The following is a 13,866-nucleotide window of genomic DNA, read 5'->3' on the forward strand; positions in this document are numbered from 1 at the left end:
CCTGGAACAGAGCGGAGCTGGCGCGATGACCCGGACCCAGGTGCACCTGGTGCGGCACGGCGAGGTCCACAACCCCGAGGGCATCCTCTACGGCCGGCTGCCCGGGTACGGGTTGTCCGAGACCGGACGGGAGCAGGCGCGGCGGGTGGCCGAGCACCTCGCGAACGCCGACGTGACCACGCTGCTGGTCTCCCCGATGCAGCGCGCCCAGGAGACGGCGCTGCCGATCGCGGAGAAGCTCGGCGTCGAGATCGTCACCGAGGACCGGCTGATCGAGGCGGCGAACGCGTTCGAGGGGATGCAGGTCGCGGTCGGGGACGGGGCGCTGCGCAAGCCGGAGTACTGGCCGCTGCTGCGCAACCCGTTCCGCCCGTCGTGGGGGGAGCCCTACCTCGAGATCGCGCATCGCATGCTCGGCGCCGCGCACCGCGCGCGGGCGCTCGCCGCGGGCCACGAGGCGGTGTGCGTCTCCCACCAGCTGCCGATCTGGACGCTCCGGCGCTACCTCGCGGGTGACCGGCTCTGGCACAACCCCGCCAAGCGCGAGTGCGCGCTGGGATCGGTGACGACGCTGACCTTCGAGGACGAGTCGCTGGTCGACATCGCCTACGCCGAACCGAGCGGCACCTCGACCGGGACCGGTGCATGACGAGGCCGGGACGAGCGCAGCGACGGGGGTTGGGAGCGGGCCTGACGATGCTCCTGGCGGCGCTGGCGCTGCTCGCGGGCTGCTCGTCGGGGGAGAACCGGGACGACGGCGGGTTCACCTTCGTCGCGCCCGGCGGTCAGACGCAGATCTCCTACCCGGAGAACGAGCGCCGGCCGCTGTCGCCGGTGGCGGGCGACTCGGTGCTCCGGCCCGGCACGCAGCTCTCGACCGCCCAGTTCCGCGGGCAGGTCGTGGTGCTCAACATCTGGGGCTCGTGGTGCGGTCCGTGCCGCGCCGAGGCGGACGGGTTGGAGCAGGTCGCCGAGGCGTCGAAGGCGCGCGGGGTGCAGTTCGTCGGTGTCGACGTGCGCGACGACCGGGCCGCGGCGGCCGACTTCGTGCGCGACCGCAGCGTCGGCTACGACTCGATCTACGACCCGCCCGGGCGTTCCCTGCTCGCCCTGCGCGGCTACCCGCGCAACGCGGTGCCGTCGACGATCGTGCTGGACCGCCAGCAGCGCGTGGCCGCGGTGTTCCTCACGGCGGTGCTCGCGAGCGACCTGCAGCCCGTGGTCGACCGGGTCGCGGCCGAGCCGGCGCCGGCCGCCTGAGCCCGCCCCCGGCGTGAGGGGAACCCTCGTCGCAGAGCGATCGCAACTTCCCCTCGCGGACGGCGCAGCGCCGACGACGACGGATGCGAGGGGAGAAATCGAGCGCTCGTGTGGCACGAGGGTTCCCCTCGCGCGGGAAGGGTGGGCCACGTGACCTACGACAACTGGTAGGACCGCCTCACGCCGGAGCGACGCGGACGTCCTACCCTGGGGCGCGAGATGGAGCACGCATGGACCTGACCCAGACGGTGACGTCGGGCCCCGTCCTGCTCGCGCTCGCGCTGTCGCTCGTCGCCGGGTTCGTCAGCTTCGCCTCGCCGTGCGTGGTGCCGCTCGTGCCGGGCTACCTCGCGTACCTGGCCGGTCTGGTCGGGGCGAGCGCCCCGCCGGTCACCACGGACGAGGCCCCGTCGGGCTCGGTGCAGACGCTCACCCGGCCCGCCACCACGCACCGCCTGCGCCTCGCGGGCGCGGCCGCGCTCTTCGTCGCCGGCTTCACCGTCGTGTTCGTGCTCGGTCTCGGCGCGATCGTGTGGGCCGCGGACGCCCTGGTCACCAACGAGGCGTTGCTGCAGCGACTCGGCGGGGTGGTCACCGTGGCGATGGGGCTCGTGTTCATCGGGCTGGTCCCGGCCCTGCAGCGCGACACCCGCCCGCACTGGGTGCCGCGGATGGGGCTCGCCGGTGCCCCGCTGCTCGGCGCCACCTTCGGCCTCGGCTGGACACCGTGCCTCGGGCCGACGCTGACCGGCGTCATCGCCCTGGCCTCGGGCACCGGCGGCGACGGCAGCGCGGCCCTGCGCGGCGGCGCCCTCGTGCTCGCCTACTGCCTCGGGCTCGGCGTGCCGTTCGTCCTCATCGCGCTCGGCGCCGGCCGGGCCGTGCGGGCCCAGGCGTGGCTGCGCCGCCACGTGCGGGCCATCCAGATCGCCGGCGGCGTCCTGCTGGTCGTCGTCGGCCTCAGCCTCGCCACCGGCCTGTGGGGCGAGATCGTCACCGTCCTGCGGGGCCCGATCGCAGGGTTCGCCACGCCGCTATGACCGACACGCTCGAGAAGCGCACCGATCCGCCGTCGGGAAGCTCGTCCCCCGGCCGCGACGTGCTGGCGGTCGCCCGCAACACCTGGCGCGGGCTCACCAGCATGCGGACGGCGCTCATCCTGCTGTTCCTGCTCGCGCTCGCGGCGCTGCCCGGGGCGTTCCTGCCGCAGCGCACCCCGAGCCCGCAGGCGGTGCAGAACTTCTTCACCCAGCACCCGACGCTGGCACCGCTGCTCGACCGCGTCGGGATGTTCGACATCTTCGGTACGCCGTGGTTCTCGGCGATCTACCTGCTGCTGTTCATCTCCCTCATCGGCTGCCTGGTCCCGCGGACCTGGGAGCAGGTCCGGGGTCTGCGGGCGCGGACGGTGGCCGTCCCCCGCAACCTCTCCCGCCTGCCCCACCACGCGGCGGGCGAGGACGACCGGACGCCCGACGAGGTCGTCGCGGCGGCGAGGACCCGACTCCGCGGCTGGAAGCTCGACGTCCGGGAGGAGCCCGACGGGGTCCGCACGGTCTCGGCGGAGAAGGGGGCGCTGCGCGAGGTCGGGAACGTCGTGTTCCACATGAGCCTGCTCGCGCTGCTGGCCGGGATCGCCGTCGGGAAGCTGTTCGGCTACGAGGGCAACGTCATCGTCATGGCCGACGGCTCGGAGTTCTGCAACTCCGGCATCCTCGCCTACGACACCTTCCGGCCCGGGCTGCGCGTGGACGGCACGAACCTCTCGCCGTTCTGCCTGGACGTCGACCACTTCACCGCGCAGTACCGCCCCGATGGCGCGGCCGACTCGTTCGCCGCCGACGTCCGGTACTCCGACGCGGACGCGCTCGCCGACGGCGCCCCGCCGGTCCCGACGACGATCGCGGTCAACGACCCGCTGCGCTTCGACGGCGAGCGCGTCTACCTGCTCGGCCACGGCTACGCCCCGCAGTTCACGGTCACCTTCCCCGGGGGCGCACAGCGCACCCTCGCCACCCAGTGGGAGCCCGTGGACCAGCGCACCTTCCTCTCGCAGGGCGCGACGAAGTTCGACCGCCCCGGGGTCACCGACGAGGCCGAGCGCCGCCGGACCCAGGTGGCGATCACCGGGCTGTTCGCCCCGACCTCGAGCGGCGGCTCCGTGGTCACCTCCACCTACCCGGCGCTGACGGACCCGGAGGTGGCGGCCGACGTCTACGAGGGCGACCTCGGCCTCGACTCGGGGCGCGGCCAGTCGATCTTCGCGATCGACCAGTCGATGGTCGACCAGGGCCGCCTCACGCGCGTCGTGCGCCAGAACCTCGTGCCGGGCCAGACGATCTCGCTGCCCGACGGCACGCAGGTCCGCTTCGACGCGGTCAAGGAGTGGGTGAACCTCCAGGTCTCCCACGACCCCGCCCAGGACGCGGTGCTCGTCGCCGCCGTCGCCCTGCTGGTCGGGATCACGCTCTCGCTCACCATCAAGCGCCGCCGGTTCTGGGTGCGGGTCACCCCCGCCTCGCCGTCTACGACGGATCGTCGTAGCCTCGTGCAGGTCGGCGGGCTCGCCCGGACGGACCAGGCCGGGTACGGCGAGGAGTTCGAACGGCTCCGCGACGACCTGCTGCGACCCCGACACGGAGGTTCCTGATGGGCGTCGACGCCCCCCTCGGCGACTTCGGCGACGTGCTCTTCTACTCGGCCCTCGCCGTCTACATCCTCGCGATGCTGCTGCACGCGGTGGAGCACGGCCTGCTGCGCCGGGCCGAGCCCGTGGCCGCCGAGGTGGCGGTGCCGGTGGCCGTCGGCGCCGGCTCCACCGAGAGCTCCTTCCCGACGGCAGGTGGCGAGGCCCTGCCGCGCACGTCGCGGCCGCTCTCGGAGCGGTTCGGCCGCATGGGCGTCTCGCTCACGGTGCTCGGGTTCGGCCTGCACCTGGCGATGCTGATCGTCCGCGGCGTGGCCGCCGGGCGGGCGCCGTGGGGCAACATGTACGAGTTCACCGCCGCGGTGTGCCTCGTCGGCGTGGGCGCCTGGCTGGTGGTGCTCTACCGCCGCCCCGAGCTGCGCCGCCTCGGCGTGTTCGTGCTGCTGCCGGTCATCCTGCTGATGTTCCTCGGCGGGACGGTGCTCTACACCCAGACCGCGCCCGTCGTGCCCGCGCTGCGCTCCTACTGGCTCGCCATCCACGTGACGGCCGCCGTGATCTCCTCGGGCATCCTGCTCTTCGCGGGCGTGGCGAGCGTGCTCTACCTGCTGCGCTCGGTCCACGACACGACCGGCCGGATGGCCTGGACCGCGAAGCTGCCGGGCGCGCAGGTGCTCGACCGCGTCGCCTACCGCGCCACCGCGGTCGCCTTCCCGATCTGGACCTTCGCCGTCATCACCGGCGCCATCTGGGCCGAGGCCGCCTGGGGTCGCTACTGGGGCTGGGACCCGAAGGAGACGACGGCGTTCATCGCCTGGGTCGTCTACGCCTGCTACCTCCACGCCCGGTCGACCGCCGGATGGCGTGGCCAGCGGGCCGCCGCGATCAACGTCGTCGGGTTCGCCGTGATGGTGTTCAACCTGTTCTTCGTGAACCTCGTGGTCACCGGTCTGCACTCCTACGCCGGGGTCGGCTGAGATCCTTCCCTGTTCCGGGTGTCCGGAACGTCCCGCTCCACTACGGTTCGCCCGAGGATCTCGAGGCGGACCGCGGAGGGGGCGGCGACGATGGATGCCCGGGCAGAGGACACGGCGTCGCGCGACGGGGGACCGGCCGCGGACACCACGCCGTCGTCGGAGCCGGACCCGGCGCCGTCGACCGTCGAGGAGGCGGAGCCCGCCGCGGCGACCACCCGCCAGGTGGACACGGCCGGGGCCGCCCGGGGTGACGTCCGTCGCCCGCCCGGCCCCTCCGCCGCGCTCACGCCGCTCGCACCGGGGCCCACCGATCTGTCGTCAGCCCAGCTGCTGCGCCCCACGCGGCCGACACCGCAGAGCGGCTGGCGCCGGGCCGTGTTCGTGGCGAGCGGTGGGCTGGTCAACCCGGGCGAGAGCGAGGCCGACGTCGCCCGCCGGGAGCTGGTCGACCGCGTCAACCAACCCCTCGCCGGCTGTTACAGGATCGCGATGCTGAGCCTCAAGGGCGGCGTCGGGAAGACCACGACGACGGCGGCGCTGGGCTCGACCTTCGCGTCGGCGCGGGGAGACCGGGTGGTCGCCGTCGACGCGAACCCCGACCGCGGCACGCTCGCGGAGAAGGTGCCGGTCGAGACGACGGCCACGGTGCGGCACCTGCTCCGTGACGCCGCGCTCGTGCGCCGCTACTCCGACGTCCGCGCCTACACCTCGCAGGGCCCGTCCCGGTTGGAGATCCTGGCGAGCGACCAGGACCCGGCGGTCTCCGAGGCGTTCAGCGAGCTCGACTACCGGCGCACCGTGGACCTGCTCGAGCACTTCTACACCATCGTGCTCACCGACTGCGGCACCGGACTGATGCACTCGGCGATGCGGGGCGTGCTCGACGTCGCGGACTCGCTGGTGGTCGTCTCGTCGTCCTCGATCGACGGCGCGCTGTCCGCGTCGGCGACGCTGGACTGGCTCGACGCCCACGGCTACGGCGATCTCGTGGCCCGGTCGGTCGCGGTGATCAACTACGTGCGGCGGACGTCGGGCGGGGTCGACCTCGACCGCGTCGCCGACCACTTCGCGGGCCGCTGCCGCGCCGTGGCGCGGCTCCCGTTCGACCCGCACCTCGACGAGGGCGCCCAGATCCATCTCGAGAAGCTCGCGCCGCGCACCCGGACGGCGATGCTGGAGCTCGCCGCGCTCGTCGCGGACGACTTCCCGCGCGCCGGGTCGCAGGTCCGGATCGGGCCCCGCTGAGCTCAGCGGCGCCACCACCGGCGGCTCGGCAGGGTCGCGACGAAGGCGTGGGCGTCGTCGTGGAAGCCGGTGCCGGTCCGCCGCGGGCGCCCGGTGATCCACCGGTCCAGGCGGTCGTCGAGATCGGTCGGCGCCGGTCGCCCGCCGCCGTCGAGCACGCCCGTGACGATCCGCGCCAGGACCTTCCGACGCTTGTGGTGCAGCGCCCGCGCCTCGGCCGCGACGCGCCGCGGGTCGAAGCCCACGGGCGCCGGGGCGTCGGTGACGAGCGCGGCGAGGAGCGCGGCCTGCCGCGCCGCCAGGTCCCGACGACGGGTGTCGGTCACCGCGGCACCGGGCCGCGGTCGTGGGCGGCGCGCAGCAGGGCGAGCTCGGCGGCGAGCTCGGCGTCGGAGGGGTAGCGGTCGTCGCGCTCCAGCAGCACCCCCGGGGTGACGCCGAGCGCCGCGCACCGGGCCAGGAGGTCGGCCAGCAGGTCGAGCACGGCCGGACCCAGCGGGTGGGCGTGCGTGTCGTGGTAGAGCCCGTCGTCACCGGTCGTGCCGCCGGCCGCGTGCACGTACGCCACCCGCTCGAGCGGGAGCTCGTCCAGCACCCGCGCGGGGTCCTGGGCGAGGTTCACGGCGCAGGCGTGGAGGTTGGCGACGTCGAGCACCAGCCCGACGCCCGTGCGGTCGCACAGCTCCGCGAGGAACGCCCCCTCGGTCAGCTCGGCGTCGGGCCAGGCCAGCAGGGCCGCGATGTTCTCCACCGCCAACGGCACCGGCAACCGCTCCTGCACCGCGCGGACGTTCTCGACGAGCACGGCGAGCGCGTCCCGGGTCCGGGGCACCGGCAGCAGGTGCCCGGACTCGAGGCCGCCGGCCCGGACGAAGCAGACGTGGTCGCTGACCAGTGGCGCGTCGAGGGCGGTGGCGACGGCGGCGAGGTGGTCGACCCGGTCGGTCGCCAGGTCCTCCGCGCCGCCCAGGGACAGCGACACGGCGTGGGGGAGGACCGGCACCCCGCGGGCCCGCAGCCGGGTCAGCGAGGCCGGGAGGGCGTCGGGGTGGACGTCCTCCGCCACCACCTCGACGAAGGCGGCGGCCCCGCGGTCCACCAGGCCCTCGACGGTCCGGTCGATCTCGGGGCGCCAGCCGATCCCGACGCCCTCCGGCCCGCTCATCCGCCGCACCCGCCTCCGCCGCCGCAGCCGCCCCCGCCGCCGCAGCTGCTCCCGCCGCAGGACGAGGAACCGCAGGAGGACCCGCCGCCACCTCCCAGGGCGATCGGTGGGACCAGCAGGCCCGCGAGCTCCGGGTCGGGGAAGGCCGCGAACCCGCCCACGGCGACGAGCAGGGCCGCGGCCCCGAGCCACGGGGTGACACCCCCCGCGCCAGCGCCGACGGCGGGGCGGACCTGTCGGGCGGAGACCCGCGCGGCGTCCAGGGTGGCCCGTCCCCGCGGCGTCAGCGCGTGCAGCGAGCGTGGTCTCACCGCCGAGGCGATGAGGGCGACGACCAGGAGCAGCGCGACGAGGAACCCGACCGGCGCGCCGTCGCCGAGACCGGCGGCGACGCGTGCGATCCCCAGGACCATCACGACGCCGTAGGGGATCCAGGCCCATCGGATCCGTCGCCGGATCGCGCGGGGGTCGTGGAGGAGACCCCGTGCGACGAGCTGCCCGGAGAGCTCGCCGACCTCGGCGGCCCGGCGGGCGGCCGCGACGAGCGAGTTCGCGGTGCGCGGGGTGTGCGCCTCGTGCAGGACGCGGACGTCGAGGTCGGAGAGCTGCGGGTCGTCCTCGGGGCGCAGCGGACCGACGACGGCGGCGAGGCGCCGGGAGTCGTCGATCCGCAGGCGGTCGTTCTCCAGCAGCCCGGCGACGGCGGCGGCGACCGCCCGGTCCCCGCCCCCCGCGAGCGCCCCGAGCTGGGGCGGGGTGAGCGTCGGATCAGGCTCCCGGCCGGGTGGTCGTCGCCGGGCCATGCCCTTGGCCAGGTGTGGCAGGACCAGCGCCGCGGCCACGAGCAGTGCCCAGACGACCAGGAAGACCGGGCCGGTGATTCCCCACGTCGGTGCCATCGTCATCGCCTCATCACATCGGGTGACATCCTCGGACAGATGTCACTCTGTGTGAACGATGACGGAAAGGAGGGCCCGGTGACAAGCCCTGTCGACCGTCAGGCCGAACCGGGCGGGTCCTCCCGGCTGCGCCGGACCTGCTCGTCGAGGCTGCGCAGGAAGTCCGGGTCGTCGTCCGGGGCCACCGGGCGGCTGCGCCGGGCGCGGGAGACGCCGGGCGACCGCGTGGGACCCGTGGGGGTCTCCTCGTCCGCGGCGCCGGGTCCCGTGGCGAGCGCCTGGGCGGAGACGGCCTTCCAGAGCAGGACGCCGACCGCCACCAGCACCATCACCGCGACGACGAACAGCACCACGTCTCGCACCTCCTCGGCGGGCCCCGGCTCTCCAGGCCCGATCGACCGTCGTCCCCACGCTACCTGCCGGAGGTGATGTCCGGGCGTGAAGCGGAACAGGTCCGTCGGGTGGACGACCGGTGACGACGAACGGGCTACCGGCCACCACGCGGACACGAACCGGTCACGACGCGGTGACGCCCGTTCGGGGGCTGTCGGACGGGCCCGGCCGGCCCGCGCGGGAGACGTCCGGGAACGACGAAGGCCCGGGTCCACGGGGTGTCCCGTGGACCCGGGCCCTCGCCCGGACCGCGTCCGATCAGCTGTGCGCCTCGCTGGTCAGGCCGTCGAGGAGGGTGCGGACCTCCGACTCCCGGAAGCGACGGTGCCCACCCGGCGTCCGGATGGACCCGATGCGGCCGGCCGCGGCCCAGCGCGTGACGGTCTTGGGGTCGACGCGGAACATGGTGGCGACCTCGCCGGGGGTCATCAGACGCTCGGTCGCCTCGGGTGCGAGAGACATGCTGCACCTCCTCGGGCCGCACGGGCCCGATTTCCCAGGGTTCTGTCGCCCGGTGCGGCCGGGGCGGCCGCGGGGCGGAGCAGACGAACTGGAGCGATCGTGACATCGCACCCCCCACGTACTCGAACGCTAGTGTGGAGGTAAAAGGTTCACAAAGGCAGGAACCGGACGATCCGACCGTCCTCGCGGACCTGCCCCGCACGCCTACCCTGGACCCCGTGGAGACAGAGGAACAGGGGTCGGAGACGGCCGGTCGGACGGGCTCGGTGGTCGTCGCCGTCGGCGTGTACGCGGCCGTGCGGGTGCTGCTGGTCGTCGTGATCGCGGCCGTGCTCGTCCTGGTCGGCCTGCCGGTGCTGGTCGCCCTGCTCATCGCGATCGTCCTGGCCCTGCCGCTCTCGCTCGTGCTCTTCCGGCCGCTGCGCACCCGGGCCAACGAGGCCATCGCCGCGGCCGGAGCCACCCGTCGTGAGCAGCGCGAACGCCTCCGTGCCGAGCTGCGCGGGGACGACCCGGCGGCCTAGCTCCCGGCGGCGGGCCCCGCCGCCCGGTCCGTCGGCCGGGCACGACCGGCTGCGTCCGGACCGTCGGGGCGGCTCAGGCCGCGAGCGCGAGCCCGACGGCGGTGCCGATCGCCCACACCAGCAGGGCCAGCCCGGTGTCCCGGAGCACCGGGATGAGGGCCGGGCCGCGCGACCCGCCGAGCACGCGGCGCAGGGCGGGCGCGATGACGACGAGCGAGATCAGGCCGAGCAGCGCCCAGGGGGCGCGCAGGCTCAGCACGAGGCTCATGCCCAGCGGAACCACCACGAGAGCGGCGTACATCACACGGGTGTCCCGTTCACCGAGCAGGACGGCCAAGGTCCTTTTACCCGCGACGGTGTCCGAGGGGACGTCGCGGAGGTTGTTCGCGACGAGGACGGCGCAGGACAACAGGCCCACGCCGACGGCCGTGCCGATGCCGAGCCCGCTGGCCCGGCCGGACTGGGTGTACTCCGTGCCGAGCACCGCGACCGGGCCGAAGAACAGGAAGACCGCGACCTCACCGAGCCCGCGGTAGCCGTAGGGCGACGAGCCGCCGGTGTAGAACCAGGCCCCGGCCAGGCACACGGCGCCGACGATCAGCAGCCACCAGGCACCGCTGACGGCGAGCAGCGCGAGGCCGGCGAGCGCCCCGATCCCGAGGGAGGCGAACGCGGCGCGACGCACCGCGCCCGGCGAGGCCGCCCGGGAGCCGACGAGGCGCATCGGACCGACGCGGTCGTCGTCGGTGCCGCGGATGCCGTCGGAGTAGTCGTTGGCGAAGTTGACGCCGATGACCATGCCCATCGCCACCAGGAGCGCCAGCACCGCCGGCAGGGCGTGGAACCCGCCCCCGCTCGCGGCGGCCCCGGTCCCGGCGACGACCGGGGCGATCGCGTTCGGCAGTGTCCGGGGCCGCGCACCCTCGACCCATTGCGCCACGGTGGCCATGGCGCGAGCGTAGCCAGCCGGGGCCGGGAGTCGATCTCAGCAGGCCGGGGCGGGCGTCCCCGCCGTCAGGAACGCCGCGGGGACGTAGCGGTCGGCGGCGATGCGGAGCCACTCCGAGCTCGCGCCGTGGCTGCCGGTGACGGCGTCGCCGGTGGTCCGGCACTGGACGTCCACCACCGCGCCGTGCCCGACGACGCCCTCGTCGGCCGCGCCCGCGGCGGGGGCGGAGCGCACCGTGACCGGGGCGGCCGGGCTGTCCGCCGTGGCGAGGTGGACGTCGGCGGGCGCCTCGCCCGAGCGGCCGGTCCAGAGGTAGTCGACGGTGACCCAGCCGTTGTTCTGCAGGCCCAGCGCGTGGAACACGCCGTCGGCGAGGTCGATGCCCGCCGGGTTGCGCACCTGACGGCCGAAGCCGTCCGCCCCGCCGTGGTAGTGGTCGGTGTACGCGGCCTGGGCCTGGGGCGTGCCCTGCGCCAGGTCGCCCCAGTTCTGCCGCGGCGGGTTCGCATTCCAGTAGTCGTCGTCGGTGTTCCACGGACCGACGTCCCACACCGGCACCGTCGCGCAGCGGCCCGCCTCGGTGCAGACGCGCACGGTGTAGTCGCCCTTGCCGTCGACGTCGAGCGCGCGGCGGGAGGGCAGCGCCACGAACTGGTCGTCCTCGGTGATCACGTGCCCGTTCGCGGTGGTGCCGCCGACGAGCCCCTCCCGGGTGGCGAACACGCGGTAGGAGGCCCGGGGCGCCAGGTCGCGCGAGCCGGCCGCCACGCGGTCCGCGTGCACGGTGACCGCCCGCACCGTCGGGGTCGTGCCCCCGGGCGGGGCGAGGAGGGTGAGCCGCACCGCCACGGTCCGCGTCGGGGCGTCGAGGACGGCCGGGCTGCCCGGGGCCGCGGGGGTCCACTCCGACCAGCGGCCGGCCGCGTCGCGGCCGCGCACGTCGACCTCGACGGCCGTGCCCGCGGGGAGGTCGGCCCGGACCGGCACCGCGAACCGGTCGACGGCGCGCGCGAAGGTGTGGGTGCCGAGGTCGAGGAAGCCCTGCCGGGTCGCGCCGCGCAGGCTGCCGGGGCGCGGCTCCGCCCGCGGCGTGGCGAGCCGGGCCGACCCGGCCGCGACCTGGACGCCCACCGCGTCGCCCGCGAGGCCCGGACGCCAGGTCTGGGCGTCGGCCCCGGGCGACACCACGCCGGCGGTGGGCGGCGGGGCGCCGACCGCCGCGATCGCGCCGGCGAGCAGCAGGACCCCGCTCGTCAGCAGGGCGGGGAGCAGGAGCCGCCGGCGCCGGGAGCCGGAGCGCCGCGGAGCTCGACCGTCGACCGCGGGCCGGGGGGAGCGCATGCCCGGCAGTCCACCCCGCAACCGCGCACGGCCCCGGGCAGGACGCGCCCGGCTCCACCCCGACGGGGGTCCCCCGCCCGGGGCGGGGGCGACGCTGCGAACCGGACGACACCCGTCGTCGGGAACGAGGAGGTACGGACGGGGCGCGAGTGGGTGGCGTCGCCCACCCCGGACGCTCCGCACGGCCGGGAGGGCGCCCCGTGGATACCCTCGCCCGTCGTGACCCCGTCGACGGTGCAGGCCCGCGTCGTCGTCGACGAATGCGTCCGGGGCGGCGTCCGGGAGGTCGTGGCCTGTCCGGGCTCGCGCAACGCCCCGCTGCTGCTCGCCCTGCACGCGGCGGACGCCGCCGGACGCCTGCGCCTGCACGTCCGTATCGACGAGCGCTCGGCAGGGTTCCTCGCCGTGGGCCTGGCTGCGCGCTCCCGGCGGCCCGTCCCCGTCGTCGTGACCTCCGGCACCGCCGTCGCGAACCTCCACCCCGCGGTCCTCGAGGCCTCGCACGCCGGGATCCCGCTCGTGGTGGCGAGCGCCGACCGCCCGCTGGAGCTCGTCGGGACGGGCGCCAACCAGACCGTGGACCAGGCCGGACTCTTCGGCGGCGCCGTGCGGGCCGTCGTCACCCTGCCCCTGGCCGAGGAGCGGCCGCGGGCCGCCGCGGGCTGGCGGGCCGCGGTCTGCCGGGTGCTCGACCGTGCCCGCGGCACCACCACCGGCGACCCCGGGCCGGTCCAGCTCGACCTGCCGCTGCGTGAGCCGCTGGTCGACGAGGTCCCCGACGACGCCCTGCCGGACTGGGCGTGCGGCCGTCCGGCCGGCCGGCCGTGGACCGAGGTCGCCCCGCGTGTCCCGCAGGTCGCGCCGCTGGACCTGAGCGCGCCCGTGCGCACGCTCGTCGTGGCCGGGCACGGCGCCGAGGCCCCCGACGGCCTGCCCGACGGCGTGCCGGTGGTCGCGGAGCCGACGTCGCCGCTGTGGGGGCGCTCGCTGCGTGCGGGGACGCGGCTGCTCGAGTCCGCCCTCGACGGCACCCGCCCGGAGCTGCTGCCCGCCCGGGTCGTCGTCGTCGGGCGACCGACCCTGCACCGCCCGGTGTCGCGGCTGCTCTCCGACCCGCGGGTGGAGGTCGTCGTCGTCCCGTCGGCGGGGTCCGCCGGGGCCCGCCCCGGCTGGACCGACGTCGCCTCCTCCGCGACCCGCGTCGGCGCCCTGCCGCCGCCCGCCACCTGGGGCGTCGACGTCGCCTGGGGCGAGGCGGTCCGCGCGGCCGACGAGCGGGTGGCACGGGTGGTGGTTCCCGACGACGGGTCCGCGCCCGGCCTGGCGGCCGCCGTGGTCCGCGCGCTGCCCGCGGGGGCGCTGCTCGTGGTCGGGTCGTCGAGCCCCGTCCGGGACGTCGCCCTGGCGGCTGAGCCGCGCCCCGACCTCACCCTGCTGTCCGCCCGCGGGGTCTCCGGGATCGACGGCGCGGTGTCCTTCGCCACCGGGGCGGCCCTCGCGGGGGACGGCCCGGCGTACGCGCTGCTGGGCGACCTGACCTTCCTGCACGACTCCGGTGGCCTGCTCGTCGGCCCGGACGAGCCGCGCCCGGAGCTGACGATCGTCGTCGCGAACGACGACGGGGGCAGCGTGTTCGCCACCCTCGAGCAGGGCGCGCCCGCCCACGCGGCGGCCTTCGAACGGGTCTTCGCCACCCCCCACGGCACCGACCTGCGGGCGCTGTGCCACGCGCACCGCGTGTCGCACACCGCCGTCGGCGCGGGGGACGTCGTCGGGCTGGGCGCCGCGCTCGCCCCGACCGGTCGTCCCGGGGTGCGGGTCGTGGAGGTCGCCGTCGACCGGACGACGCGCCGCACCGACGCCGCCCGGTGGCGTGACGCGGCTCGCGTCGCCGTGGGCGAACCCGACATTCCGGGTACCGCCCGGACGGCTGATCACGGGGGCTCCCCGGTCGCCGTCGGTAGGCTCGACGGCGAGGGCGGGTGACGGACGGGGACGGGACGG

At 75.8% G+C, this 13,866-nt stretch carries 15 protein-coding genes; 8 read left to right on the forward strand and 7 right to left on the reverse strand.

The features are described 5' to 3' along the window. The first annotated feature begins 25 nt into the window (after positions 1-25). From A3CO_RS0103220 to A3CO_RS29845, 6 genes are all read left to right on the forward strand, one after another. The gene (locus A3CO_RS0103220; RefSeq protein ID WP_018330791.1) at positions 26-649 is read left to right on the forward strand and encodes a histidine phosphatase family protein; all 624 of its coding nucleotides are present in this window, start codon (positions 26-28) and stop codon (positions 647-649) included. Next, a complete protein-coding gene (locus A3CO_RS0103225) occupies positions 646-1,260 on the forward strand; it encodes a TlpA family protein disulfide reductase (protein ID WP_157646949.1) in 615 nt (204 codons plus the stop codon). Before A3CO_RS0103220 ends, A3CO_RS0103225 begins: the two co-directional genes overlap by 4 nt. Before the next feature lie 230 nt (positions 1,261-1,490). After that, on the forward strand, positions 1,491-2,300 hold the full coding sequence (locus tag A3CO_RS0103230; RefSeq protein ID WP_018330793.1) for a cytochrome c biogenesis CcdA family protein: 810 nt from the start codon (positions 1,491-1,493) through the stop codon (positions 2,298-2,300). Beyond that, positions 2,297-3,910: a cytochrome c biogenesis protein ResB gene (resB, locus tag A3CO_RS0103235; protein ID WP_018330794.1), complete on the forward strand. Its 1,614-nt coding sequence runs from the start codon at positions 2,297-2,299 to the stop codon at positions 3,908-3,910. Before A3CO_RS0103230 ends, resB begins: the two co-directional genes overlap by 4 nt. Continuing rightward, positions 3,910-4,884: a c-type cytochrome biogenesis protein CcsB gene (gene ccsB / locus A3CO_RS0103240; RefSeq protein WP_018330795.1), complete on the forward strand. Its 975-nt coding sequence runs from the start codon at positions 3,910-3,912 to the stop codon at positions 4,882-4,884. Before resB ends, ccsB begins: the two co-directional genes overlap by 1 nt. A 90-nt stretch (positions 4,885-4,974) precedes the next feature. After that, a complete protein-coding gene (locus tag A3CO_RS29845; RefSeq protein WP_084681494.1) occupies positions 4,975-6,129 on the forward strand; it encodes a MinD/ParA family ATP-binding protein in 1,155 nt (384 codons plus the stop codon). A 2-nt stretch (positions 6,130-6,131) separates the two neighbouring features. Here the strand turns inward: A3CO_RS29845 and A3CO_RS29850 are convergent, their stop codons facing one another. The 5 genes from A3CO_RS29850 to A3CO_RS0103270 all read right to left on the reverse strand — a co-directional run bounded on the left by A3CO_RS29850 (position 6,132) and on the right by A3CO_RS0103270 (position 9,048). Then, positions 6,132-6,455, reverse strand: coding sequence for an SCO6045 C-terminal-like domain-containing protein (locus A3CO_RS29850; protein WP_018330796.1), 324 nt, complete (start codon positions 6,453-6,455; stop codon positions 6,132-6,134). Further along, positions 6,452-7,294: an MbnB/TglH/ChrH family RiPP precursor modification enzyme gene (locus A3CO_RS0103255; protein WP_033413602.1), complete on the reverse strand. Its 843-nt coding sequence runs from the start codon at positions 7,292-7,294 to the stop codon at positions 6,452-6,454. Before A3CO_RS0103255 ends, A3CO_RS29850 begins: the two co-directional genes overlap by 4 nt. Further along, positions 7,291-8,199, reverse strand: a complete 909-nt coding sequence (locus A3CO_RS35260) for a TIGR04222 domain-containing membrane protein (RefSeq protein WP_018330798.1) — start codon at positions 8,197-8,199, stop codon at positions 7,291-7,293. The genes A3CO_RS0103255 and A3CO_RS35260 overlap by 4 nt, the downstream gene beginning before the upstream one ends. A 92-nt stretch (positions 8,200-8,291) precedes the next feature. Beyond that, entirely contained in the window at positions 8,292-8,546 is a 255-nt protein-coding gene (locus A3CO_RS0103265) for a hypothetical protein (RefSeq protein ID WP_018330799.1), read from the reverse strand. Between the two features lie 298 nt (positions 8,547-8,844). Then, the gene (locus tag A3CO_RS0103270; protein ID WP_018330800.1) at positions 8,845-9,048 is read right to left on the reverse strand and encodes a BldC family transcriptional regulator; all 204 of its coding nucleotides are present in this window, start codon (positions 9,046-9,048) and stop codon (positions 8,845-8,847) included. Between the two features lie 218 nt (positions 9,049-9,266). On the opposite strand from A3CO_RS0103270, the gene A3CO_RS0103275 reads away from it, so the two are divergent. Further along, the gene (locus A3CO_RS0103275) at positions 9,267-9,572 is read left to right on the forward strand and encodes a DUF4229 domain-containing protein (RefSeq protein WP_018330801.1); all 306 of its coding nucleotides are present in this window, start codon (positions 9,267-9,269) and stop codon (positions 9,570-9,572) included. Between the two features lie 73 nt (positions 9,573-9,645). Here the strand turns inward: A3CO_RS0103275 and A3CO_RS0103280 are convergent, their stop codons facing one another. After that, on the reverse strand, positions 9,646-10,521 hold the full coding sequence (locus tag A3CO_RS0103280) for a 1,4-dihydroxy-2-naphthoate polyprenyltransferase (RefSeq protein ID WP_018330802.1): 876 nt from the start codon (positions 10,519-10,521) through the stop codon (positions 9,646-9,648). Between the two features lie 36 nt (positions 10,522-10,557). Next, on the reverse strand, positions 10,558-11,862 hold the full coding sequence (locus A3CO_RS29860) for a hypothetical protein (RefSeq protein ID WP_018330803.1): 1,305 nt from the start codon (positions 11,860-11,862) through the stop codon (positions 10,558-10,560). Between the two features lie 219 nt (positions 11,863-12,081). On the opposite strand from A3CO_RS29860, the gene menD reads away from it, so the two are divergent. After that, entirely contained in the window at positions 12,082-13,848 is a 1,767-nt protein-coding gene (gene menD, locus A3CO_RS29865) for a 2-succinyl-5-enolpyruvyl-6-hydroxy-3-cyclohexene-1-carboxylic-acid synthase (protein WP_018330804.1), read from the forward strand. Positions 13,849-13,866 lie beyond the last annotated feature (18 nt).

Source organism: Actinomycetospora chiangmaiensis DSM 45062, from assembly GCF_000379625.1.
GTDB lineage: Bacteria > Actinomycetota > Actinomycetes > Mycobacteriales > Pseudonocardiaceae > Actinomycetospora > Actinomycetospora chiangmaiensis.

What these genes read in the sequence shown, in the direction of transcription:
- A3CO_RS0103220 (WP_018330791.1), top strand. Translation starts at nt 26, where the DNA reads ATGACCCGGACCCAGGTGCACCTGGTGCGGCACGGCGAGGTCCACAAC.
- A3CO_RS0103225 (WP_157646949.1), top strand. Translation starts at nt 646, where the DNA reads ATGACGAGGCCGGGACGAGCGCAGCGACGGGGGTTGGGAGCGGGCCTG.
- A3CO_RS0103230 (WP_018330793.1), top strand. Translation starts at nt 1,491, where the DNA reads ATGGACCTGACCCAGACGGTGACGTCGGGCCCCGTCCTGCTCGCGCTC.
- resB (WP_018330794.1), top strand. Translation starts at nt 2,297, where the DNA reads ATGACCGACACGCTCGAGAAGCGCACCGATCCGCCGTCGGGAAGCTCG.
- ccsB (WP_018330795.1), top strand. Translation starts at nt 3,910, where the DNA reads ATGGGCGTCGACGCCCCCCTCGGCGACTTCGGCGACGTGCTCTTCTAC.
- A3CO_RS29845 (WP_084681494.1), top strand. Translation starts at nt 4,975, where the DNA reads ATGGATGCCCGGGCAGAGGACACGGCGTCGCGCGACGGGGGACCGGCC.
- A3CO_RS0103255 (WP_033413602.1), bottom strand. Translation starts at nt 7,294, where the DNA reads ATGAGCGGGCCGGAGGGCGTCGGGATCGGCTGGCGCCCCGAGATCGAC.
- A3CO_RS35260 (WP_018330798.1), bottom strand. Translation starts at nt 8,199, where the DNA reads ATGACGATGGCACCGACGTGGGGAATCACCGGCCCGGTCTTCCTGGTC.
- A3CO_RS0103270 (WP_018330800.1), bottom strand. Translation starts at nt 9,048, where the DNA reads ATGTCTCTCGCACCCGAGGCGACCGAGCGTCTGATGACCCCCGGCGAG.
- A3CO_RS0103280 (WP_018330802.1), bottom strand. Translation starts at nt 10,521, where the DNA reads ATGGCCACCGTGGCGCAATGGGTCGAGGGTGCGCGGCCCCGGACACTG.
- A3CO_RS29860 (WP_018330803.1), bottom strand. Translation starts at nt 11,862, where the DNA reads ATGCGCTCCCCCCGGCCCGCGGTCGACGGTCGAGCTCCGCGGCGCTCC.